The following is a 19159-nucleotide window of genomic DNA, read 5'->3' as shown; positions in this document are numbered from 1 at the left end:
AATGCCGAGCCAAGAGCCCTTGCTGTTACGTCGCCATCGCCCTTTCATCGCCTTCTGGCTGGCCCGGGTCTTTACCGCCAGCGGCTTTCAGATGCTCACCGTGGCCATTGGCTGGAACCTCTATCAACTGACCGGCAACGTACTTGACCTTGGCCTGGTCGGGCTCGTGGAGTTCGCACCGCGGGTACTGTTCATGCTGCACACCGGGCATGTCGCCGATCGCTACGATCGACGCAAGGTCGCGGCCATCTGCCAATCGTTGCAAGCGCTGATCGCCTTGTCGCTGGCGATCGGCAGCGCAACCGACCATGTCACCCGGGAAATGATCTTCATCCTCGCGTTCCTGCTCGGCGCCGCACGTTCCTTCGAAATGCCGACCACTCAAGCCTTGCTGCCGAGCATCGTGCCCAGTGCACTGTTCCCCCGCGCCGTGGCCGCCGCGCAATCGGCCCAGCAATCGGCAACCATCGTCGCCCCGGCACTCGGTGGTTTGCTCTACGCCTTCGGCAGCGTCTGGGTGTATGGCCCGACGGTGATCCTGTACATCATTGCCTGCGCGCTGATGCTCAACCTGCCCGCCCGGCAAACGCCCCTGAACAAGGGCAAGGCCACACTGGATTCACTGTTGGCGGGTATCCGTTTCATCCGCAGTCGCCCGGACATTCTCGGGGCCATTTCCCTTGACCTGTTCGCGGTCCTGCTGGGAGGTGCGACCGCGTTGCTGCCGGTGTTTGCCAAGGACATTCTGTTGACCGGGCCTTGGGGGCTGGGCCTGTTGCGATCGGCACCGGCGGTGGGCGCGTTGCTGATGTCGCTGTTCCTGGCGCGATTTGCGGTGGAACGCAATGTCGGGCGGGTAATGTTCACCGCTGTGGGCGTGTTCGGCGTGGCGACGATCGCCTTCGGCCTGTCGACCTCGTTCTGGTTTTCCCTCGCCGTCCTGGTGGTGCTGGGCGCCGCTGACATGATCAGCATGGTGATCCGCGCATCCTTCGTGCAACTGGAAACCCCAGACGAAATGCGCGGCCGGGTGAGCGCCGTGAATGGCCTGTTCATTGGCGCTTCGAACCAGTTGGGCGAATTCGAATCCGGCCTGACCGCCCACTGGTTCGGCACCGTGCCGGCAGTGGTCATGGGCGGTATCGGCACGTTGGTGGTGACAGGGACCTGGATGAAGCTATTCCCGACCCTGGCCAACCGCGACCGGATGCATGTGCCGATGGAAGAGGTGAAGGCCTGAGGCTCGTTACACCAACAACTCCCCCGCCACCATCGCCCGCGTGGCTTTGCCGCATAGCTGCTCCACCAGCGTCAGGGCAAATGCCAAAGCGCCACCCGAGCCTTGGGCTGTGATGCAGTTGCCGTCGACCACCACCGGTTGATCGACGAAGGTGCAGCCCGACAGTTGATGGCTGGCCGAGGGCAGGCAAGTCATGCGCCGCTGGCGTAGTACGCCAAAGGTTTGCAGGGCTACCGCGGGCGCTTCGGCAATACCGGCGAACAGGCGCCCCGCCGCGGCCTGGTCCTTGATCAGTTGTTGCAGGGGTTGGTGGGCGGTCAGATGTTGCGTCCCTACGGCACCGCCTGGCAGGACTATCAGGTCGAACGGCTGGGCCAGCAAATCCACCAGCATGGCATCGCACGTCAAGCGCGTGCCTCTTGCACAGGTGAGCATGCGCCGCCCTTCGATGCTGGCGACCACCACCTCGACCTTGGCGCGGCGCAATACATCGATCAAGGTCACGGTCTGCAGGTCATCGGTGCCCTCGGCGAGGGTAATCAAGGCTCGAAAAGTCATGGGAACAATCCACGGAATAGTTCCTAAAGCGTAGTCAGCTTTCCTGACGCTTGTTCGGGCCCCTGTCGTTACTTGATGTAAAGCTGGGTCGACATTGTGTTGCCCGGTGCGTTGATCGAAGTGTTGCTGAAGGTGAACGTACCCTCCTGCTTACCCGCCAGATTGAAAATGTACAGGTTGCCGACAACCTTGGTCCTTTGCGAGCAGTCGGTCAGGTTGCCGTTGTCATAAGCACAGACCGGCGTGCGGGTTCCATCCACTTCGAAGCCATCCAGCGCGACGTGGGGCTGGCTGCGCCCGTAGCCCACTTCCAGTACGTAGATCCTGATGTTCGGGCCCGCGTGGTTGCAGCGGGTCTGTGCCTGCCCTTTGTCAATCGTCTCAAAACCACAGCCTGGCGACTCGACCTTAAGCACCTTTACCTCGGTCAACGGCGGTGCCGGTGCCGCCGTCGCGGGGTGTGCCACCAGCGACAATGCCATCAAGACACCGGACATGATTTCCAGACGCTTTGTCATCCCGTTACCACCACAAAAAACCAGCGCGCAGTATGGCTGGTTTGGATTAAACGCAAAACATCGACGACGATCACCGCCATAGGCAGCCATAACCCCAAGCTGCTGGTATGATGCGCGGCTTTTTCCGGCCCACAGTAATTTCCCAGGCGCGTTCAGCGGTCTGTGCTTTGCTGTTGAGGTCGATACATTCACGGCGCCGGGCGCGCCACGGGGAGCAGACATGCTGGAAAGGCTGTTTCAACTCAAGGCACATAACACCAACGTGCGGACCGAGATTCTGGCGGGCGTCACCACCTTCCTGGCCATGGCCTACATCCTGTTCGTCAACCCGAGCATCCTCGGCGAGACTGGCATGGATAAGGGCGCGGTGTTCGTCGCCACCTGCCTGGCAGCCGCCATTGGCTCCGCGGTCATGGGCCTGATTGCCAACTACCCGATCGCGCTTGCGCCGGGCATGGGCCTGAATGCCTTCTTCACCTACACCGTAGTCCTGCACATGGGCCATACCTGGCAAGTGGCGCTGGGTGCGGTGTTCATCTCGGCCGTGTGCTTCTTCCTGCTGTCGATCTTCCGCATCCGTGAGTGGATCATCAACAGTATCCCGCTGCCGTTGCGTTCGGCCATTGCCGCCGGTATCGGCCTGTTCCTGGCGCTGATCGCCCTGCACAACGCCGGCATCGTGGTCAGCAACCAGGCGACCATGGTCGGCCTCGGTGACCTCAAACAACCGGCACCGATCCTCGCGACCCTCGGCTTCGCCCTGATTGTTGCCCTTGAAGCCCTCGCCGTGCGTGGTGCGGTGCTGATCGGTATTCTGGTGGTGACCATTGTTTCCATCCTGATGGGCTTCACGCCGTTCGGCGGCGTGATGTCGATGCCGCCGTCGCTGGCTCCGACTTTCCTGCAACTGGACATCAAGGGCGCACTGGACATCGGTCTGGTCAGCGTGATCTTCGCCTTCCTGTTCGTCGACCTGTTCGACAACTCCGGCACCCTTATCGGCGTCGCCAAGCGCGCCGGATTGATGGGCAAGGATGGCCACATGCCGAAAATGGGCCGCGCACTGATCGCCGACAGTACCGCCGCGATGGCCGGCTCCCTGCTGGGCACCTCGACCACGACCAGCTACATCGAATCCGCCGCTGGCGTGAGTGCGGGTGGTCGCACTGGCCTGACCGCCATCGTCGTGGCGATCCTGTTCCTGCTGGCACTGTTCTTCTCGCCGCTGGCAGCCAGCGTTCCCGCGTTCGCCACGGCGCCGGCACTGCTGTTCGTCGCCGTATTGATGACATCTGGCCTGGCCGAAATAGACTGGGACGACATCACCGTCGCCGCGCCGGTCGTCATCACCGCGCTGGCCATGCCGTTTACTTATTCCATTGCCAATGGCATCGCCTTCGGTTTCATTGCCTGGACCGCCATCAAGCTGATGTCCGGTCGTGGCCGTGAGCTGAATTCGGCGCTGGTGATCCTGTCGATCCTGTTCGTGATCAAGCTCGGTTGGTTCAACGCATGACTTTTGATTCCCAGGCCTACGCCGTCCAACTCGAAGACAAGGTCACGCGTTTGCGTGACCTGTTGGCACCATTCGATGCACCGGAGCCGGTCGTCTTCGACTCGCCGCTGCAGAATTTCCGCCTGCGCGCCGAGTTCCGCCTGTGGCGCGAAGCCGGTGAGCGTCACTACGCGATGTTTTCCCAGGAAGACAAGCGCACGCCAATCCTGATCGAAGAGTTCCCGATCGCCAGCCAACGCATCAATCAGTTGATGCCGCAGCTCAAGGCCGCGTGGCAAGCCAGTGCCGCCCTGAGCCACAAGCTGTTTCAGGTGGAGTTCCTGACCACCCTGGCCGGCGATGCGATGATCACCCTGTGCTACCACCGCCCGCTGGACGAGCACTGGCACACAGCGGCCTCGAAACTGGCTGCCGAGCTCAACGTCAGCGTGATTGGTCGGTCGAAGGGCAAACGCGAAGTCATTGGTCACGATTACGTCGTCGAGAAACTTGAAGTCGGCGGCCGCACCTTCAGCTATCGCCAGCCCGAAGGTGCCTTCACTCAGCCAAACGGCACCGTGAACCAGAAGATGCTCAACTGGGCATACGACGCGCTGGGTGATCGCGCAGACGATTTGCTGGAACTGTATTGCGGCAACGGCAACTTCACCCTGCCGCTCGCCACCCGCGTGCGCAAAGTGCTGGCGACCGAAATCAGCAAGACCTCGGTCAATGCCGCGCTGAGCAACCTCAGTGAAAACGCTGTGGACAACGTCACCCTGGTGCGCCTGTCTGCCGAGGAACTGACCGAAGCGCTGAACGAAGTGCGACCGTTCCGTCGCCTGCACGGCATCGACCTCAAGAGCTATGAGTTCGGCAGTGTCTTCGTCGACCCGCCCCGTGCCGGCATGGACCCGGACACCTGCGAGCTGACCCGACGCTTCGACAACATCCTGTACATTTCCTGCAACCCGCAAACCCTGGCGGACAACATCGCCCAACTGCACGACACCCACCGCATCACCCGATGCGCAATGTTCGACCAGTTCCCGTGGACGCATCACATGGAATCCGGGGTGTTGCTGACCCGTCGGTGATTGCAGAGGCCACAAACAAATCAGCCGTCATCACGACGGCTTTTTTGTGCCTGTTCAAAGGACGACATCGGCCTTGCGTGGACGTCCACCTTTTCTGCCATTGGCCCGAGCGGCTTCGGATTTTGCGCTGCTAATCTGTCGGCCATTGCGTGAGGCAATTACCGAGGCTGCCATGGCCATCAAAGACTGGCTCGCCGAAATCATGCCTGCGAGAGAGACATCCAGGTCTTTTTCTTCATGACACAGAGCAGTACCGTCGAAACCAACAGTTAGGCCGGCAAAATCCTTGGCCTCGAAATCATCGAACTCAGAATAATTCGCAACGGGCAGCAAGATGCCACCGCCATCTTCGAAGGTTATCGCCAGATACGGTGCCAGGAAGGTAACCGCCGTTGCTTGCAGGCCAGAGCTCCTGCGTGATTTCCCCCGCTCAATGGCTTCGTCCACGCCACGTTCTGTTATCGGCGTGTCTGCCTGAACTTTGGCCTTTACCGTTTTCATAACTCGATCTCCACAACTTCGTGCATACCTATCAGAGATAAGCGCGTCTTGTTCGTTTCAGATTCGTAGTGAGCTGATCCAATCATGTTGGTTGTACTGACAATTCCCTTCACCACAACGACTTCGTTGCTCTGCCAATCCCACAATTGATTTTCAAGACAGACCGTTCCGATCTTTCGCCACCAGATGCCACGCGCGCGCAACAAATGGACAGGTTGTTTGAGCGACTGACGCAAACCCTCAAGCACCGCAGCAGGTGGCCGGCGCGATAACGGAATGACGTCCCAGAGTTCGACATTGTTGTGCCAAAAGCTGAACTTGAATCGCGCACTCCACGCTCCAGCCTTCACATGCGCATGAGGTGGACAATGTTCATCACGCAACATGATCCGGACTGAAAGCCCCTTGTAGCTGTATATCTTCATGCTAACCCATCCGTTAGGTTATTGAGCCAGCAGGCTCGACATTCCCTGGTAAATCCGACCACCGGCACCTGGCGCTGAGTACTGAGTTCTCGTCTGAGCCTAGCGCTCAAGCTTGCGATCGGCGTGATGAACATCTCCGAAGAATCGTAAGCAATCCTTTCCTTGCCCCCACAAAAAAGCCGTCACAAAGGACGGCTTTTCAGTCTCGGGCCCACAATCACCCCGGCTGATTTTTCCGAAATTCAGTCGTGGTAATCCCCTTATACCCCCAGTTATCGGTATCGACTTCCTCGATCACGATGTGGGTTAGCTCCGGCGGCTTGCCGAGGACGCGCTGCAAGGTCTCGGTGATCTCGGCGATGACTTGGGCTTTCTGCTCCCGGGTTACGCCGTCACGGGTGATGCGTACGCTGACGAAAGGCATGCTGCTTCTCCTGCTCGCTCATTAAGTGAAGATGACTGTATCTGCGTACGGGCATTTGATAAATACTCATTCACAGACTTCATTTGATCCCCGGTGTAATCAATCATGCAGCGACAATTCGACGATCTTCAACTGGGCAGCATCGAGCTGTTTTGCCTGGCTGCCGAAGCTGGCAGCTTCACTGCCGCCGCGCTGGTGGCAGGGGTCACGCCGGCCGCGGTGAGCCGCTCGGTGTCGCGCATGGAAGAACGCCTGGGCGTGCGGCTGTTTGCGCGCACCACTCGCAGCGTAAACCTGACCGACAGTGGTCGGCGCTACTACGAAGAATGCCGCCAGGCATTGGCGCAACTGGTGGAAGCCCAGCGCGAAGTCATGGGCCAGCAACAGGTACCGTCAGGCACCCTGCGCATCAGTATCCCGACCACCTATGCTCACCACCGCATCCTGCCGTTGCTACCTGCCTTTCGTGCGCGTTTTCCGGCGGTGAAGGTCGAGTCGCACATCAGTAACCGCAACATCGATTTCGTTGGTGAAGGCTATGACATGGCGATTCGCGTGCGCGCGATTCCCGATTCCGGCCTGATCGCCCGGCAACTGGAAGACGCCGCGCTGGTGATGATTGCCAGCCCTGAATACCTCAAGCGTGCCGGTACGCCGCAAACCCTCGACGACCTGCAACAGCACGAATGCATTCAGTACGAACTGCCCAGCAGTGGCCGACGCATTGCCTGGCTGTTCAGCGACAACGGCGTGCAACGGGAGATTCTGGCCGAGGGCAACTTCGTTTGTTCCGACGATGTGTTAGGTGGCGTCACCCTGGCGAAACATGGTGCAGGGTTGTTTCAGACCTATCGCTTTATCGTCGAAAAGGAATTGGCCGATGGCTCGCTGGTGGAAGTGCTCAAACCTTATGGGGGGCGTTCCCGGCCGTTTACCCTTCTCTACCCGCAAAGTCGCCACATGCCCCTGCGGTTACGGGCATTCATTGATTTCCTGGTCGAGCATTTGCCTCGTTAAAAGATCGCAGCCCGCGGCAGCTCCTCCAGGGAACGGGTTTCAAATATAGAGGCACCGCAGGCTTCGATCTTTTTTGTCCGATCACCGCACACATTACGCCCACCAGCGGGCTGTCCAATTGACCATATTAACCATCTGGTACATTTTATCTCCACAGGCTGAAACATCGGCCAATGCCAAAAATAATATGTGGAGAACACTGATGCCCCCTATCATTCTGGTACTCAACGGCCCGAATCTGAACCTGCTTGGCACCCGCGAACCGGCGACCTATGGCCATGAAACCCTGGCAGATGTTTCCGCGCTGTGCGGCCAAGCCGCCGAAGAGTTCGGCCTGGCGGTGGAGTTTCGCCAGACCAACCACGAAGGCGAACTGCTCGACTGGATTCATGCCGCCCGCGGCCGTTGTGCCGGGATCGTGATCAATCCCGCCGCCTGGACGCACACCTCGGTGGCGATCCGCGACGCGCTGGTCGCCAGCGAACTGCCGGTGATCGAAGTGCACCTATCCAACGTTCACGCCCGCGAGCCTTTCCGTCACCACTCCTTCGTCTCGGCCATTGCAACGGCGGTAATGGCTGGCTTCGGTAGCCATGGCTATCGCCTGGCCCTGGAGCATTTCAGCCAGCGTCTGAAGGGGCAAGCAACATGAACCAGAACCAAACGGTATTGGCCGGACTGATCGGCGCCGGCATCCAGGCGTCCCGTACCCCGGCGCTGCACGAGCACGAGGGCGACGCCCAGGGCATGCGTTATCTCTATCGACTGATCGACCTCGATCAGTTGCAACTCGACAGCAACGCCCTGCCCGACCTGTTGACGGCCGCCGAGCGCATGAACTTCACTGGCCTGAACATCACCTTTCCGTGCAAGCAGGCGATCATCCCGCTGCTCGACGAGTTATCGCCAGAAGCCCGGGGCATTGGCGCGGTGAACACCGTGGTGCTGAAGGACGGCAAGCGCATCGGCCACAACACCGATTGCCTGGGGTTTGCCGAAGGTTTTCGCCGTGGTTTGCAGGGCGTTGCCGTTGAGCGCGTCGTACAAATGGGCGCCGGTGGCGCTGGCGCGGCCGTGGCTCACGCGTTGCTGAGCGAAGGCGTACGACAATTGAGTATTTTCGATGTGGAAATCAGTCGCGCGCAGAGCCTGGCTGACAATCTCAACCAGCATTTCGGCAGTAACCGCGCAGTGGCCGGCCATGATTTGGCACTAACCCTGGCCGAGGCTGATGGCCTGGTCAATACCACCCCCATGGGCATGAAAAAACTGCCAGGCATGCCGGTGCCGGTCGAGTTGCTTCGAGCTCAATTGTGGGTGGCGGAGATTGTTTACTTCCCACTGGAAACCGAACTGCTGCGCAATGCCCGCGCACTGGGTTGCCGTACGCTCGATGGCGGGAACATGGCCGTGTTCCAGGCGGTGAAGGCGTTCGAATTGTTCAGCGGCGTGGTGCCGGATGCGCAGCGGATGCTGGAGCATTTTCAGAGCATGAATGGCTGATGCAATTTATAGGAGCCAGCTTGCTGGCGATGGCGATCATACAGACGCTATCGCCAGCAAGCCGGCTCCTATAAAGGAGATTCACCCAGCTTAATTACGCCTGCAGGTATCTCAGAACGGACTCGCAAATCATCTCCCGATGACGCTGCTTGATGCTTTCGTCCGGCAAGTCGATCTGGAAGATCTCGCCGAAGGTATGGCGGTTCGACACGCGATAGAAGCAGAACGAACTGATCAGCAAATGCACGTCCAGCGGGTCGAGGCCGGTGCGGAACAGCCCCTGTTCGGCACCGCGACGCAGGATCTCGCCCAGTGAATCGAGGATGGTGTTGTTCATCGCCTTGATCGCATCGGAGCGTTTCACGAATTCGGCGTTGTGAATGTTCTCGATGCTGACGATACGCACGAAATCGACATTGCGATCATGGTGATCGAAGGTGAACTCCACCAGACGCCGAATCGCCTCCACCGGCGCCAACTCCGCCAGGTGCAGGCGATTTTCGGTGCTGCGGATATCGCCGTAGAGTTTCTCCAGCACCTCGACGTAGAGCTGCTCCTTACTGCCGAAGTAGTAATAGATCATGCGCTTTGACGTGTGGATGCGCTCAGCGATGGCATCGACGCGAGCCCCGGACAGCCCTTGCTGAACGAACTCGACTATCGCTTCTTGCAAAATGTTCTCCCGGGTTTTCTCCGGGTTGTTCTTGCGACTCTTGCGCGGCTCGGCAATCGGTTGATCAGTTGCTGCGGAGAGTTCTGAAGTTATTGTCATTGCGGGCTCACGGCCATCACTGCACAGGCTGGCGATTATGAGCCGCGCCGCACAGTGAAGGAAGCCGTGCGGCAGCGGTTTGTCGGCGTAGTTACGATTTTCCTACAACTTTGCCTGACGCACGGCACCGCTGCGGGATTTGGCCATGGCCGCCAAGCGTACCGCCACGTTGGCCGCACCGTAACCGGCATAACCGTTCTTGCGCTGAATGATCTCGAAGAAAAACCGCCCCTCGAACGGCTCGGTGTACACGTGGAACAGTTCACCGCCCTGGGCATCACGGTCGTACAGCACGTTGTAATAGGCCAGCTCGCTAAGGAATTCGTCATCGAAATCGAAGCGTGCCGCCAGGTCATCGTAATAGTTGAGCGGAATATCCAACAGCGGCACACCTGCCGCTTTCGCCCGACTGACTTCGGCAAAGATGTCGTCGCAATCAAACGCGATGTGGTGCACGCCGGAGCCGCGATAACTCGACAACGCGTGTGAAATGGCGGTATTGCGGTTTTCGGAAATATTCAGCGGCAGACGGATCGAGCTGTCGCGACTGCGCAGCGCGCGGCTCTTCACCAGACCATAGGGATCGGGCAGCACCACTTCGTCGTCAGCCTCGAAATCCAGCAGGCTCTTGTAGAACAGCACCCAACTGTCGAGGCTGTCGGCGGGCAGCGCCATGGCCATGTGGTCGATGCGCTTGAGGCCGCCGCTGCTCACCGCAGCCGGCTGCAGGTTGAAGTCGGTCCCATAGACATCGGCGTCTTGATCGACGAGGTAAATCAGGCTGCCATCCGGCGCGCGCACGGCGGCCAGTTCCAGTTCATTGGGGCCGACCAGTCCGCGATACGGCTGGCCTTTGTAGGCCACCGCTCGGGCCAGCGCGCTGGCACTGTCCTTGACTCGCACGGCAGTGGCGCACAGCGATGGTCCGTGCGCCTCGAAGAAACTGTGGCCGAACGAGTAAGGTTCCGAGTTGAGGATCAGGTTGATATCGCCCTGGCGCAGCAGGCTGACGCTCTTGGAGCGATGCTGCCCGGCCTTGACGAAACCCAGCCGCTCCAGCCAATGGGAGAGCTTGGCGCCAAGGCTTTCGTCCACGGCAAATTCGAGAAACTCGATGCCGTTGTATTCGCTGGCCTTCGGTGTCTCGAATAGGATGTCGGGGTTGGCGACAGGCTTGGCCTCCTGGGCCAGGCGTTCGCGGGTTTTTTCTTCCAGGTACAACAACGAGCGCAAACCGTCAGCGGCGTTGGCCCGTGGCGGTGCGGCGCGGAAACCGTCGTTGAAGATCTCCAGCGACAATGGCCCGGTGTAGCCACTCTTGATGATCGGCGCGAGGAAACCAGGCAAATCGAATTCGCCCTGGCCCGGGAAGCAACGGAAATGCCGGCTCCACTCAAGCACATCCATGGCCAGGATCGGTGCATCGGCCATTTGCACGAAGAAAATCTTGTCGCCGGGAATCTCGGCGATAGCCCTCGGATCGCCCTTGAGCGACAGCGTATGGAAACTGTCGAGCAACACGCCGAGGCTCGGGTGATCGGCCTGACGGACGATGTTCCAGACTTGCTGGTAGGTGTTTACGTGACGCCCCCAAGCCAGCGCTTCGTAACCGATGCGCAGACCGCGCGCGCCAGCGTGTTCAGCCAGCAGGCGCAAATCATCGACTAAAACCTGTTCATCACCGATGGAATCGGCCGAGGCGTTGCTGCACACCAGCACCAGGTCGGTGCCCAGCTCCTGCATCAGGTCGAACTTGCGCTCGGCCCGCTCCAGATTGCGTGACAAGCGATCACGGCGGCAGCCTTCGAAATCCCGAAACGGTTGAAACAGGGTGATGGCGATCCCGAGATCGGCACACATCTGTTTAATTTCCCGCGGGCTGCCGTCGTAGTAGAGAAGGTCGTTCTCGAAGATCTCGACGCCATCGAAACCGGCGGCGGCAATGGCTTCGAGTTTTTCCGGCAGGGTACCGCTCAAGGACACGGTGGCAATGGAACGCTGCATTTTTTCGACTCCCGGTGGTGGAGGCAATCTTGTTAGGGGCATCGCACGCTTGGCTCTGTGTAGGAGCTGCCGGAGGCTGCGATCTTTTGACTTGGCTTATTAAGATCAAAAGATCGCAGCCTTCGGCAGCTCCTACGGAGATCGCGTTTAGCTTTGAGTGAATTATTGGCTGCGAGATCTCTCACAGCAATTTAAAGTGTACTACCCAGTTAGTTTTGCGTGCGATTATCGAACAAAATGGGCTTTAGCGAATTGACGATTTTTTGCTCAATGCGCAACATCAACACCACATTGAGTCCGGTCAACCACCGACGGCCTCAGTTACCAACGACCCTGAACACCACATAAAAATTTCAAAAACCGGGTATATGCTCATGCGCTCATTCAACGCCTCGTTCACTCGAACCACCGTCATTACGCCCTGCCTGGCGTCCATCCGAACCTTGCGCACCGCCGGCACTCCCGTGCCGCTCGCTGAATAAACCGTCAGCCGACGAAACCAGCCGATCAGTCCTGCGCCCATCGCCATCGATTGATCACGCGCCCTTGAAGTCCCGACGAGCCTTGCTTGTCAGTCATTGAACGGATGGCACATATGAATCCTGCACCTAGCTCACGCATGGCTCCGGCCATGAGCGCTGCCTCTGGCGGCATCGGCGACAAAATCCGCGGCGCCATGGCTGTCGGCAAAACCCGTTGGGGCATGCTGGCACTGGTGTTTTTTGCCACCACCCTGAACTACATCGACCGCGCCGCCCTCGGCGTCATGCAGCCCATCCTGGCCAAGGAAATGAGCTGGACGGCGATGGACTACGCCAACATCAACTTCTGGTTCCAGGTCGGCTACGCCATCGGTTTCGTGCTGCAAGGCCGCTTGATCGACCGGGTCGGCGTCAAGCGCGTATTCTTCTGCGCCGTGCTGCTGTGGAGCCTGGCGACGGGCGCCCACGGCCTGGCCACTTCGGCGGTCGGCTTCATGGTCTGCCGCTTCATTCTCGGCCTGACTGAAGCCGCTAACTACCCGGCCTGTGTGAAAACCACGCGCCTGTGGTTCCCGGCTGGCGAGCGCGCCGTGGCCACCGGCATTTTCAACGCCGGTACCAACGTCGGTGCGATGTTCACTCCGATGCTGCTGCCGCTGATCCTCCATGTCTGGGGCTGGCAGGCTGCGTTCCTGTGCATGTCGGCGCTGGGCGGGATCTGGCTGGTGTTCTGGGGCCTGAAGTACTTCAACCCGGAAGATCACCCACGCGTCAAACAGTCGGAACTGGACTACATCCAGAACGAAGTGGAACCGGAACAAGCCCGCGTACCCTTCTCGAAGATCCTGCGCATGCGCGGCACCTGGGCCTTCGCCCTCGCCTACTCGATCACGGCGCCGGTGTTCTGGTTCTACCTGTACTGGCTGCCACCGTTCCTCAATCAGCAATACAACCTGGGCATCAACGTGACCCAGATGGGCATTCCGCTGATCATCATCTACCTCACCGCCGACTTCGGCAGTGTCGGCGGCGGGATCCTGTCCTCGTTCCTGATCGGTCGCGGCGTCAACCCGATCAAGGCGCGCCTGATGTCCATGTTCCTGTTCGCCTGCTGCATCATCGGCGTGATCATGGCCGCCGGCTCCAGCAATCTGTGGGTGGCGGTAGCCGCGATCTCCTTGGCCATCGGTGCGCACCAGGCCTGGACCGCGAACATCTGGAGCCTGGTGATGGACTACACGCCCAAGCACATGATGAGTACCGTGTTCGGCTTCGGCGGCATGTGTGCGGCGATTGGCGGGATGTTCATGACCCAGTTGGTCGGCCACATCCTGACCATCACCAACAACAACTACACCGTCTTGTTCACCCTGATCCCGGCGATGTACTTCATCGCGCTGACCTGGATGTACTTCATGGCACCGCGCAAGATCCCGAAAGTAGAAGACTGATGTTCCCTCGGCGCAGGCCCGGATTCGGGCCTGCGCTTTTTTTGTGCCTGTTTTTTATGAATCCGTGAATGTTCGTTCATCGCCAAGGAGGTGAAACCATGTCGCCAGGTCACTTGAGCATCGCCAAGCGCGCCACGATCAGCTTCGGCCTCATCGCCTTGCTGGTCCTGTTGCAAGGTTTGTTCGCTCTCAAGCAGGTCGCCGAAGTACGCGCCACCGGCCAGCACACCGAGAACGTCTCCCTGCCCAGCACCCGTTATCTGGGTGAAATTCGCGACTACGTCCTGAGCATTCGCGTACTCAGCCTGCGCATGGCGCTCAATCGCGACCCCAAGGTGCTCGACGCGACCGTCACGCGCCTGCATCAAGTGCAGGGCTGGCTTGCCCAGGCACTGGAAAAGTTCACCCCGCTCGTAGGCGACTACAACCGGGTGCCGTACGAAAATTTCGTGGCGACGGTCACCCGCTACCGCGAGGCGCTGGCGCAATACGAACGCCTGTCGCAGGCAAACCGCCTCGACGAAATGACCGCACTGCTCAATGGCGAAATCCAGGACTACTCGACTCGCAGCGGCGACCAGTTCGCCGAACTGGTCGCGCTTACCGCCGACGAAGTCAGTCAGTCCGCCGCGCAAGCCGACACGCTCTATGGCCAGGTGAAAATCACGGTGATCGGGGCCTTGCTGGGCGTGTCGCTGCTGACCGTTATGCTCGCCTGGCTGCTGATCCGCAGTATCGTGGTGCCCATCCGCCAGGCGGTGGCAGTGGCCGAGCAAGTGGCGGCCGGCGATCTCGGCACACCGATACACAGCCAGGGTGGCGATGAAACCGCGCGCCTGCTCACCGCCCTGTCGATCATGCAGACCAGCCTGCGCGAAACCCTGCAGCGAATCAGCACCGCGTCGAACCAGTTGAATGCAGCCGCCGAGCAAATGCAGCAGAGCACCCACGAGGATTCCGGGCGACTGCAGCAGCAACACAACGAAATCGAACAAGCCGCCACCGCGGTCAATGAGATGACGGTCGCGGTGGAAGAAGTCGCACGCAATGCCGTGTCGACGTCTGACAGCACGCGTCAGTCGACACAGCAGGCCAGCCAGGGCCAGGTGCGGGTCATCGAGACACTGGACTCGATTCAGGCCATGAGCGCCGATGCCGGCATCGCCCTGCAACAGGTACAAACCCTGGCCGAGCAATCCCGGGAAATCGGCAAGGTGCTCGACGTGATTCGCGCCATCGCCGAACAGACCAACCTGCTGGCGCTCAATGCCGCGATCGAGGCGGCACGGGCCGGGGAAGCCGGGCGTGGTTTTGCGGTGGTCGCCGATGAAGTGCGCGCACTGGCCCATCGCACCCAGCAATCGACCCGGGAAATCGAACAGATGATCGGCCGGGTCCAGGGCGATACCGAGAGTGTGGTGCAGTCGATGCATGGCAACAGTCAGCGCGTCGCCGCCACCCTGTCGATTGCCGAAGAAGCTGGCCTCGCGCTGGCGCAAATCACCCGGGCCATGGAGCAGATCCACGAGCGCAACCTGGTGATCGCAAGCGCATCGCAAGAGCAATCCGCCGTGGCCCGCGAAGTGGACAGGAATCTGCTGAACATCCGCGACCTGTCACTGCAAAGTGCCGATGCTTCGACCCGCACCAGCGCCACCAGCCAACAACTGTCGCAATTGGCTGCAGGCCTGCAGAACCTGGTGCTGCGCTTCAGGTTCTGAGTGGCCTCAACGGCGGCTTTGTTGCCATGCCGCCGCCAGGCCACTGCAGCAAATTATGGCGATCCCGACGATGGTGGTCAGGGTCGGCGTGTGGGAAAACAGCAGCCAGCCCAGCAGGCCGGCAAACACGATCTGGCAATAGCTGAAGGGTGCCAGCAAGGCCGGCGCCGCATGGCGGAAGGCCTGGGTCAAGAACAGGTGCGCGGTCATGCCGCAGGCGCCCAGCGCCAGCATCATTGCGCCGTGCAGCAAGGTCGGCACCTGCCAGAAGAACGGCACCAGTGCACTCATGACCAAGGTGTTGCACAGCCCGGCAAAAAAGTTGCTGGTGGTCGGGCTGTCGATCTCACTGAGCTTGCGGGTCAGCAGTTGGTAGAAGCAGAAAAACAGCGCCGAGCACAATGGCAGCAGCACCGCCGGGGTGAACAAATCACCACCGGGATGGACGATGACCAGCACCCCGATAAACCCACAAATCACCGCCAGCCATTGGCCTCGGGTGACCTTCTCCCCCAGCAACGGCACCGACAATGCCGTGACCAGCACCGGCGCCAGGAAGTTGACCGAGGTTGCCTCGGCCAGCGGGATGTACATCAACCCCGTGGTGAAAAACAGGCTGGTACCCAGCAGGCACAACGCCCGAACCAGTTGCAGCAGCGGCCGCTTGGTACGCAGCACACGCAGCCCGGATTGCGGCAGGAATATCCCCGCCATCAGCAAGGTATGCACCACATAACGCGCCCAGACCACCATGACAATCGGATAGAACCCGGAAAGGTACTTCGATATGGCGTCATGGCTGGAAAACAGGAAGGTTGCGACAACGATCAGCAGGATCCCTTTGAAGGGTTTGTTGACGCCGGAAAGCGGGGTGCTGACGGTCATTGGGGTTCCTTTGTGTACATCAAAAGTCAAAGCCTCACAGGCAAGCCACGCCCCCAGGAATCAGCAAAGAATCTGTGGGAGCGTGGCTTGGCCTGGGCGGCACTCCGACGATAGGTGCGCAGCACCGCTTACAGCCGCGCCAACAATTCGCGGGTTTTATCCAACGCCATTTGCGCTCGTTCCAATCCGCTCACGCCCTGCTCAAGCAGTCGCACGGTGGGAATCTCCAGGCTCAATGGAATGTTAGCCGGCAAACACCGCAACAGCCCCGGCAGATCACAATCGCCGTCGCCGGGAAAACGCCGTTCATTACGCGCCTGCCGCAAGATCTCTGCCATGTCTTGCGGCCTGGGACCCGCCACGTCACACAACTGCGCATACCGTAACCGCGAGGGGGCAACCCTGGCCAGATCTTCCAGCCGCGATCCAGAGCGATCGAAGTGAAAGGCGTCGACCAGCACCGCCGCGTTTTCGCGCTCAGCCTTTTCCACGATGCGCACGGCTTGCTGCAAATCGCGCGCGTCGGTCCAGGGCATGAACTCCAGGTGCGGATGCAACCCGTAAGGCGCCGCCAGATCACACAGCCGGGCAAAATTCTCTGTCATTCGTTGCTCGTCAGGATCGTTACCCGCCACCAGCAATTCACTGGCACCGAATTCGGCACCCACTGCCAGCACCCGCTCGAAATCGGCAACAACGGTGTCCGGTTTCAGCCGCAGGATCTCGACATCCAGGACACGAATGCCGGTATCGCGCAGACGTGCCAGGGTCTGGCGCCGCAGCTCTTCATCGGCCACCAACGCGAAATGGTGTTCCTCTGGCGTCGCTGGCACCAGGCGTAAGCCGACATGACTGTAACCGGCCCGTGCCGCGACTTCGACCATGTCCGGTGGTGACAACTCCAGCACAGTCAGACTGGCCAGGGAAAAGATTCGTTCACTCATGGTCAATCCTCGATCAAGGCCGGTGCGCAGGCGCGCCCGGTTTCAGCGGCTTGGCGAATCGCCTCGACCAGCGCCAGGGTGCGGGCTGCATCGGCGGCACTCACCAGCGGTTCGACTTCCCCACGCGCAACGCGCACGAAGTGTTGCAACTGCAAGCGCAGCGCTTGATCGACACTGAAAGGCTCGTCAGTCGAGACCAGGGGTTGATGCCATCCACCGTCCGCTTGCGTGTAGTGCCAATGCTTGAGCTGCGGGATGCTCAGCGCCCCAGCGGTTCCCGCCAGCAAATAGCACGGTTGATCGGCCTGGCGTGGATACACCGGGTTCTCCCCCGAGCCCAGCTCCCAGCTCCAGGGTGCCGCCACCGCATCGGACCCGGTCAGGCTGCCCAGCGCACCGTTGTCGAATTGCAACAGCACCGCCGCGCAATCCTCATTGGCAAACCCCCGAACGGAATTACTGGTGATGGCCTGCACCTGGCGAACTTCACCACACAGATGCCTGAGCAGATCCAGGTCGTGGATCAGGTTGGTCAACAACATGCCCGCACCGGGTTCACGGCGCCAGGCCGTTTCGAAATAGCTATCGGGCTTGCGCAATTGCCAGAGAGCGGTGACGGTGCTCAATCGGCCCAACGCGCCGCTGTGGACAAGTTCATGGGCACGGACGATCAAGGGATTATGACGGCGATGATGGCCGACTAACACCGCAACGCCGCTCGACTTCGAGGCAGCCACCAGCTCACGGGCCTCATCCAGGTGCACGCCCACCGGCTTTTCCAGCAACACCGGTACGCCGGCCGCCAGGCAATCGAGTGCGGTGTTGACGTGCAGCACGTTCGGGTTGGCGATAATGACGGCCGCAGGCTTCGCCTGCTCCAGCATCTGAAGATGATCGGCGAAATACTCCACCCCCCATTCCTTCGCGAGACCCGATGCGTGCGGACCGGGGTCGGCCACTGCGCACAAAATCGCTTCATTGAGGGTTTTCAGCTGCTGGTAATGCTGTTGGCCCATATTGCCAGTGCCGATAAGGGCTATTCGCAATGGTGAACTCAAGGTGCGGTCCTCTTGTGATTGTTGTTGAAAGGTTCGACATCAACAATTTAGAACCGAGTTCCAGATTCTTACACACGCGCACATTGAAAGTGTTCGAACAGCGCACAGCTTTAAAAAGCTCAACACAGATCAAATGTGAGAGCGGGCTTGCTCGCGAATGCGGTGTGTCATACAGCTTAAATATTGACTGACGCTCCGTCGTTCGCGAGCAAGCCCGCTCCCACAGGGGTTTTGTAGAGGCTTTAGCTAAATAGTTCTGAGGCCAGACTCGCGGCCGACAACTCCTCGGTAAACGCTAACAACAACGGTGCCAATTCATGCAGCCGCGCCCCCGGCATCCGCGCACTCGGCCCGGCGATGCTGAGCACGCCGATCACCCGGCCATCACCGGGATGACGCACCACCGCGGCAATCGCCGAGGTACCTACCGCAGAACTTTCCTCGACACAGGCGTAGCCCTGCTCCCGTGCCAGACGCAAGCGTTCAAGCAATTCAATGTTGGACCTTGGGGCATTCGGGCCTAGCTCCAGCGGCGGGGCCGCTGCCTGGCGCTCCACCAGCGACAACGCTTCGGCATCGCTCATGCACGCCAGCCAGGCATGGCCGGAAGCGGTATAGAACAGCGGCGCATCCCGGCCCATATCGGGGTCATAACGCAGGCCGGAACGAGCCCCCTGGGACTTGGCGATCCAGGTCTGGCGCTCGCCTTCGATCACTCCCAGACGCACCAGTTCGCCGGTTTCCTGAGCCAACCGGTCGAGCACCGGTTGCACGATATCGGCGCCGCTGCTCGACAGATAGCGGAAACCCATCGCCACCAACCGGGTCGACAAGTGGTAGCGCAAATTTTCTGGATTCTGCCGCACGTAGCCGAGGCGGATCAGCTCGGCAAGCAAGCGGTGGGTAGCACTCTTGGGGATGTCCAACTGCTCCGCCAGCACCTGCATCGGCAGGCCACGAGGGTCGCTGGTGAGGCTTTCCAGCACACTGAAAACACGTTCGATCTGACTGCCAGCCATGGGGATGTCCACGCAAAATTTGTTCGATTCTAGAAGAGAACCTGA

General features: G+C 60.1%; 20 protein-coding genes and 1 pseudogene. 9 read left to right on the top strand and 12 right to left on the bottom strand.

Annotation, left to right across the window (positions count from 1 at the left end):
• Position 1 precedes the first annotated feature (1 nt).
• Positions 2-1240 (top strand): MFS transporter, encoded by a 1239-nt coding sequence (locus tag AC1Q8Q_RS14960; protein ID WP_083349777.1) that lies wholly within the window; start codon positions 2-4, stop codon positions 1238-1240.
• Positions 1241-1246: 6 nt separating this feature from the next.
• Here AC1Q8Q_RS14960 and AC1Q8Q_RS14955 read toward each other — a convergent pair whose 3' ends face one another.
• Both AC1Q8Q_RS14955 and AC1Q8Q_RS14950 read right to left on the bottom strand, forming a co-directional pair.
• Positions 1247-1798 (bottom strand): DJ-1 family glyoxalase III, encoded by a 552-nt coding sequence (locus AC1Q8Q_RS14955; RefSeq protein ID WP_020798685.1) that lies wholly within the window; start codon positions 1796-1798, stop codon positions 1247-1249.
• Between the two features lie 68 nt (positions 1799-1866).
• Positions 1867-2316 carry a DUF4879 domain-containing protein gene (locus tag AC1Q8Q_RS14950; protein WP_020798686.1) on the bottom strand — a complete coding sequence of 150 codons (450 nt, stop codon included), beginning with the start codon at positions 2314-2316 and terminating at the stop codon, positions 1867-1869.
• Between the two features lie 220 nt (positions 2317-2536).
• Here AC1Q8Q_RS14950 and AC1Q8Q_RS14945 point away from each other — a divergent pair, with 220 nt between their 5' ends.
• Both AC1Q8Q_RS14945 and trmA read left to right on the top strand, forming a co-directional pair.
• A complete protein-coding gene (locus tag AC1Q8Q_RS14945; RefSeq protein WP_020798687.1) occupies positions 2537-3832 on the top strand; it encodes an NCS2 family permease in 1296 nt (431 codons plus the stop codon).
• A complete protein-coding gene (gene trmA, locus AC1Q8Q_RS14940) occupies positions 3829-4908 on the top strand; it encodes a tRNA (uridine(54)-C5)-methyltransferase TrmA (protein ID WP_020798689.1) in 1080 nt (359 codons plus the stop codon). The genes AC1Q8Q_RS14945 and trmA overlap by 4 nt, the downstream gene beginning before the upstream one ends.
• 54 nt (positions 4909-4962) lie before the next feature.
• Here the strand turns inward: trmA and AC1Q8Q_RS14935 are convergent, their stop codons facing one another.
• The 3 genes from AC1Q8Q_RS14935 to AC1Q8Q_RS14925 form a co-directional block, all read right to left on the bottom strand.
• Positions 4963-5409 carry a DUF2442 domain-containing protein gene (locus tag AC1Q8Q_RS14935; protein ID WP_020798690.1) on the bottom strand — a complete coding sequence of 149 codons (447 nt, stop codon included), beginning with the start codon at positions 5407-5409 and terminating at the stop codon, positions 4963-4965.
• Positions 5406-5834, bottom strand: a complete 429-nt coding sequence (locus tag AC1Q8Q_RS14930; protein ID WP_033040932.1) for a hypothetical protein — start codon at positions 5832-5834, stop codon at positions 5406-5408. The genes AC1Q8Q_RS14935 and AC1Q8Q_RS14930 overlap by 4 nt, the downstream gene beginning before the upstream one ends.
• A gap of 217 nt (positions 5835-6051) precedes the next feature.
• The gene (locus AC1Q8Q_RS14925) at positions 6052-6258 is read right to left on the bottom strand and encodes a tautomerase family protein (protein WP_020798692.1); all 207 of its coding nucleotides are present in this window, start codon (positions 6256-6258) and stop codon (positions 6052-6054) included.
• A 105-nt stretch (positions 6259-6363) separates the two neighbouring features.
• Between AC1Q8Q_RS14925 and AC1Q8Q_RS14920 the strand changes: the two genes are divergently transcribed.
• From AC1Q8Q_RS14920 to AC1Q8Q_RS14910, 3 genes are all read left to right on the top strand, one after another.
• Positions 6364-7275, top strand: a complete 912-nt coding sequence (locus tag AC1Q8Q_RS14920) for a LysR family transcriptional regulator (RefSeq protein WP_033040933.1) — start codon at positions 6364-6366, stop codon at positions 7273-7275.
• Positions 7276-7477: 202 nt separating this feature from the next.
• Positions 7478-7927, top strand: a complete 450-nt coding sequence (gene aroQ / locus AC1Q8Q_RS14915; RefSeq protein WP_492615199.1) for a type II 3-dehydroquinate dehydratase — start codon at positions 7478-7480, stop codon at positions 7925-7927.
• On the top strand, positions 7924-8778 hold the full coding sequence (locus tag AC1Q8Q_RS14910) for a shikimate dehydrogenase (RefSeq protein ID WP_033040935.1): 855 nt from the start codon (positions 7924-7926) through the stop codon (positions 8776-8778). The genes aroQ and AC1Q8Q_RS14910 overlap by 4 nt, the downstream gene beginning before the upstream one ends.
• Before the next feature lie 94 nt (positions 8779-8872).
• On the opposite strand, the gene AC1Q8Q_RS14905 is transcribed toward AC1Q8Q_RS14910, so the two are convergent.
• From AC1Q8Q_RS14905 to AC1Q8Q_RS14895, 3 genes are all read right to left on the bottom strand, one after another.
• Entirely contained in the window at positions 8873-9550 is a 678-nt protein-coding gene (locus tag AC1Q8Q_RS14905) for a TetR/AcrR family transcriptional regulator (RefSeq protein WP_020798696.1), read from the bottom strand.
• A gap of 102 nt (positions 9551-9652) precedes the next feature.
• Positions 9653-11554: a 3-dehydroshikimate dehydratase QuiC gene (gene quiC / locus AC1Q8Q_RS14900; protein ID WP_492615198.1), complete on the bottom strand. Its 1902-nt coding sequence runs from the start codon at positions 11552-11554 to the stop codon at positions 9653-9655.
• Positions 11555-11855: 301 nt separating this feature from the next.
• Positions 11856-12083, bottom strand: coding sequence for a hypothetical protein (locus AC1Q8Q_RS14895; RefSeq protein ID WP_033043186.1), 228 nt, complete (start codon positions 12081-12083; stop codon positions 11856-11858).
• Positions 12084-12149: 66 nt separating this feature from the next.
• On the opposite strand from AC1Q8Q_RS14895, the gene AC1Q8Q_RS14890 reads away from it, so the two are divergent.
• The 3 genes and pseudogenes from AC1Q8Q_RS14890 to AC1Q8Q_RS14880 all read left to right on the top strand — a co-directional run bounded on the left by AC1Q8Q_RS14890 (position 12150) and on the right by AC1Q8Q_RS14880 (position 15208).
• Positions 12150-13487, top strand: coding sequence for an MFS transporter (locus AC1Q8Q_RS14890; RefSeq protein ID WP_083349778.1), 1338 nt, complete (start codon positions 12150-12152; stop codon positions 13485-13487).
• Positions 13488-13555: 68 nt separating this feature from the next.
• A pseudogene (locus AC1Q8Q_RS14885) lies at positions 13556-14353 on the top strand (MCP four helix bundle domain-containing protein); the annotation flags it as partial.
• Complete coding sequence (locus tag AC1Q8Q_RS14880) at positions 14345-15208, top strand: methyl-accepting chemotaxis protein (protein WP_492598810.1); 864 nt, start codon at positions 14345-14347, stop codon at positions 15206-15208. The pseudogene AC1Q8Q_RS14885 and the gene AC1Q8Q_RS14880, both read left to right, overlap by 9 nt.
• Positions 15209-15214: 6 nt before the next feature.
• Here AC1Q8Q_RS14880 and AC1Q8Q_RS14875 read toward each other — a convergent pair whose 3' ends face one another.
• The 4 genes from AC1Q8Q_RS14875 to AC1Q8Q_RS14860 form a co-directional block, all read right to left on the bottom strand.
• The gene (locus tag AC1Q8Q_RS14875) at positions 15215-16093 is read right to left on the bottom strand and encodes a DMT family transporter (protein ID WP_020798701.1); all 879 of its coding nucleotides are present in this window, start codon (positions 16091-16093) and stop codon (positions 15215-15217) included.
• 128 nt (positions 16094-16221) lie between these two features.
• Complete coding sequence (locus AC1Q8Q_RS14870; protein ID WP_020798702.1) at positions 16222-17037, bottom strand: sugar phosphate isomerase/epimerase family protein; 816 nt, start codon at positions 17035-17037, stop codon at positions 16222-16224.
• A gap of 2 nt (positions 17038-17039) precedes the next feature.
• Positions 17040-18095 carry a Gfo/Idh/MocA family protein gene (locus AC1Q8Q_RS14865; protein ID WP_492615197.1) on the bottom strand — a complete coding sequence of 352 codons (1056 nt, stop codon included), beginning with the start codon at positions 18093-18095 and terminating at the stop codon, positions 17040-17042.
• A 242-nt stretch (positions 18096-18337) separates the two neighbouring features.
• The gene (locus AC1Q8Q_RS14860) at positions 18338-19114 is read right to left on the bottom strand and encodes an IclR family transcriptional regulator (protein ID WP_020798704.1); all 777 of its coding nucleotides are present in this window, start codon (positions 19112-19114) and stop codon (positions 18338-18340) included.
• Positions 19115-19159: the final 45 nt, after the last annotated feature.

Source organism: Pseudomonas sp. GW823-FHT06B06 (assembly GCF_058795195.1).
The sequence above is the reverse complement of the archived record's forward strand: the minus strand, read 5'-3'. Positions and strand labels throughout refer to the sequence as shown.

Bases quoted from the DNA above. Each gene is read 5' to 3' on its own strand.
- AC1Q8Q_RS14950 (WP_020798686.1), bottom strand. From the start codon at position 2,316: ATGACAAAGCGTCTGGAAATCATGTCCGGTGTCTTGATGGCATTGTCG.
- AC1Q8Q_RS14935 (WP_020798690.1), bottom strand. From the start codon at position 5,409: ATGAAAACGGTAAAGGCCAAAGTTCAGGCAGACACGCCGATAACAGAA.
- AC1Q8Q_RS14945 (WP_020798687.1), top strand. From the start codon at position 2,537: ATGCTGGAAAGGCTGTTTCAACTCAAGGCACATAACACCAACGTGCGG.
- AC1Q8Q_RS14875 (WP_020798701.1), bottom strand. From the start codon at position 16,093: ATGACCGTCAGCACCCCGCTTTCCGGCGTCAACAAACCCTTCAAAGGG.
- AC1Q8Q_RS14870 (WP_020798702.1), bottom strand. From the start codon at position 17,037: ATGAGTGAACGAATCTTTTCCCTGGCCAGTCTGACTGTGCTGGAGTTG.
- AC1Q8Q_RS14955 (WP_020798685.1), bottom strand. From the start codon at position 1,798: ATGACTTTTCGAGCCTTGATTACCCTCGCCGAGGGCACCGATGACCTG.
- AC1Q8Q_RS14910 (WP_033040935.1), top strand. From the start codon at position 7,924: ATGAACCAGAACCAAACGGTATTGGCCGGACTGATCGGCGCCGGCATC.
- trmA (WP_020798689.1), top strand. From the start codon at position 3,829: ATGACTTTTGATTCCCAGGCCTACGCCGTCCAACTCGAAGACAAGGTC.
- AC1Q8Q_RS14860 (WP_020798704.1), bottom strand. From the start codon at position 19,114: ATGGCTGGCAGTCAGATCGAACGTGTTTTCAGTGTGCTGGAAAGCCTC.
- quiC (WP_492615198.1), bottom strand. From the start codon at position 11,554: ATGCAGCGTTCCATTGCCACCGTGTCCTTGAGCGGTACCCTGCCGGAA.
- AC1Q8Q_RS14890 (WP_083349778.1), top strand. From the start codon at position 12,150: ATGAATCCTGCACCTAGCTCACGCATGGCTCCGGCCATGAGCGCTGCC.
- AC1Q8Q_RS14895 (WP_033043186.1), bottom strand. From the start codon at position 12,083: ATGGCGATGGGCGCAGGACTGATCGGCTGGTTTCGTCGGCTGACGGTT.
- AC1Q8Q_RS14920 (WP_033040933.1), top strand. From the start codon at position 6,364: ATGCAGCGACAATTCGACGATCTTCAACTGGGCAGCATCGAGCTGTTT.
- AC1Q8Q_RS14930 (WP_033040932.1), bottom strand. From the start codon at position 5,834: ATGAAGATATACAGCTACAAGGGGCTTTCAGTCCGGATCATGTTGCGT.
- AC1Q8Q_RS14960 (WP_083349777.1), top strand. From the start codon at position 2: ATGCCGAGCCAAGAGCCCTTGCTGTTACGTCGCCATCGCCCTTTCATC.
- AC1Q8Q_RS14880 (WP_492598810.1), top strand. From the start codon at position 14,345: ATGCAGACCAGCCTGCGCGAAACCCTGCAGCGAATCAGCACCGCGTCG.
- AC1Q8Q_RS14905 (WP_020798696.1), bottom strand. From the start codon at position 9,550: ATGACAATAACTTCAGAACTCTCCGCAGCAACTGATCAACCGATTGCC.
- AC1Q8Q_RS14925 (WP_020798692.1), bottom strand. From the start codon at position 6,258: ATGCCTTTCGTCAGCGTACGCATCACCCGTGACGGCGTAACCCGGGAG.
- aroQ (WP_492615199.1), top strand. From the start codon at position 7,478: ATGCCCCCTATCATTCTGGTACTCAACGGCCCGAATCTGAACCTGCTT.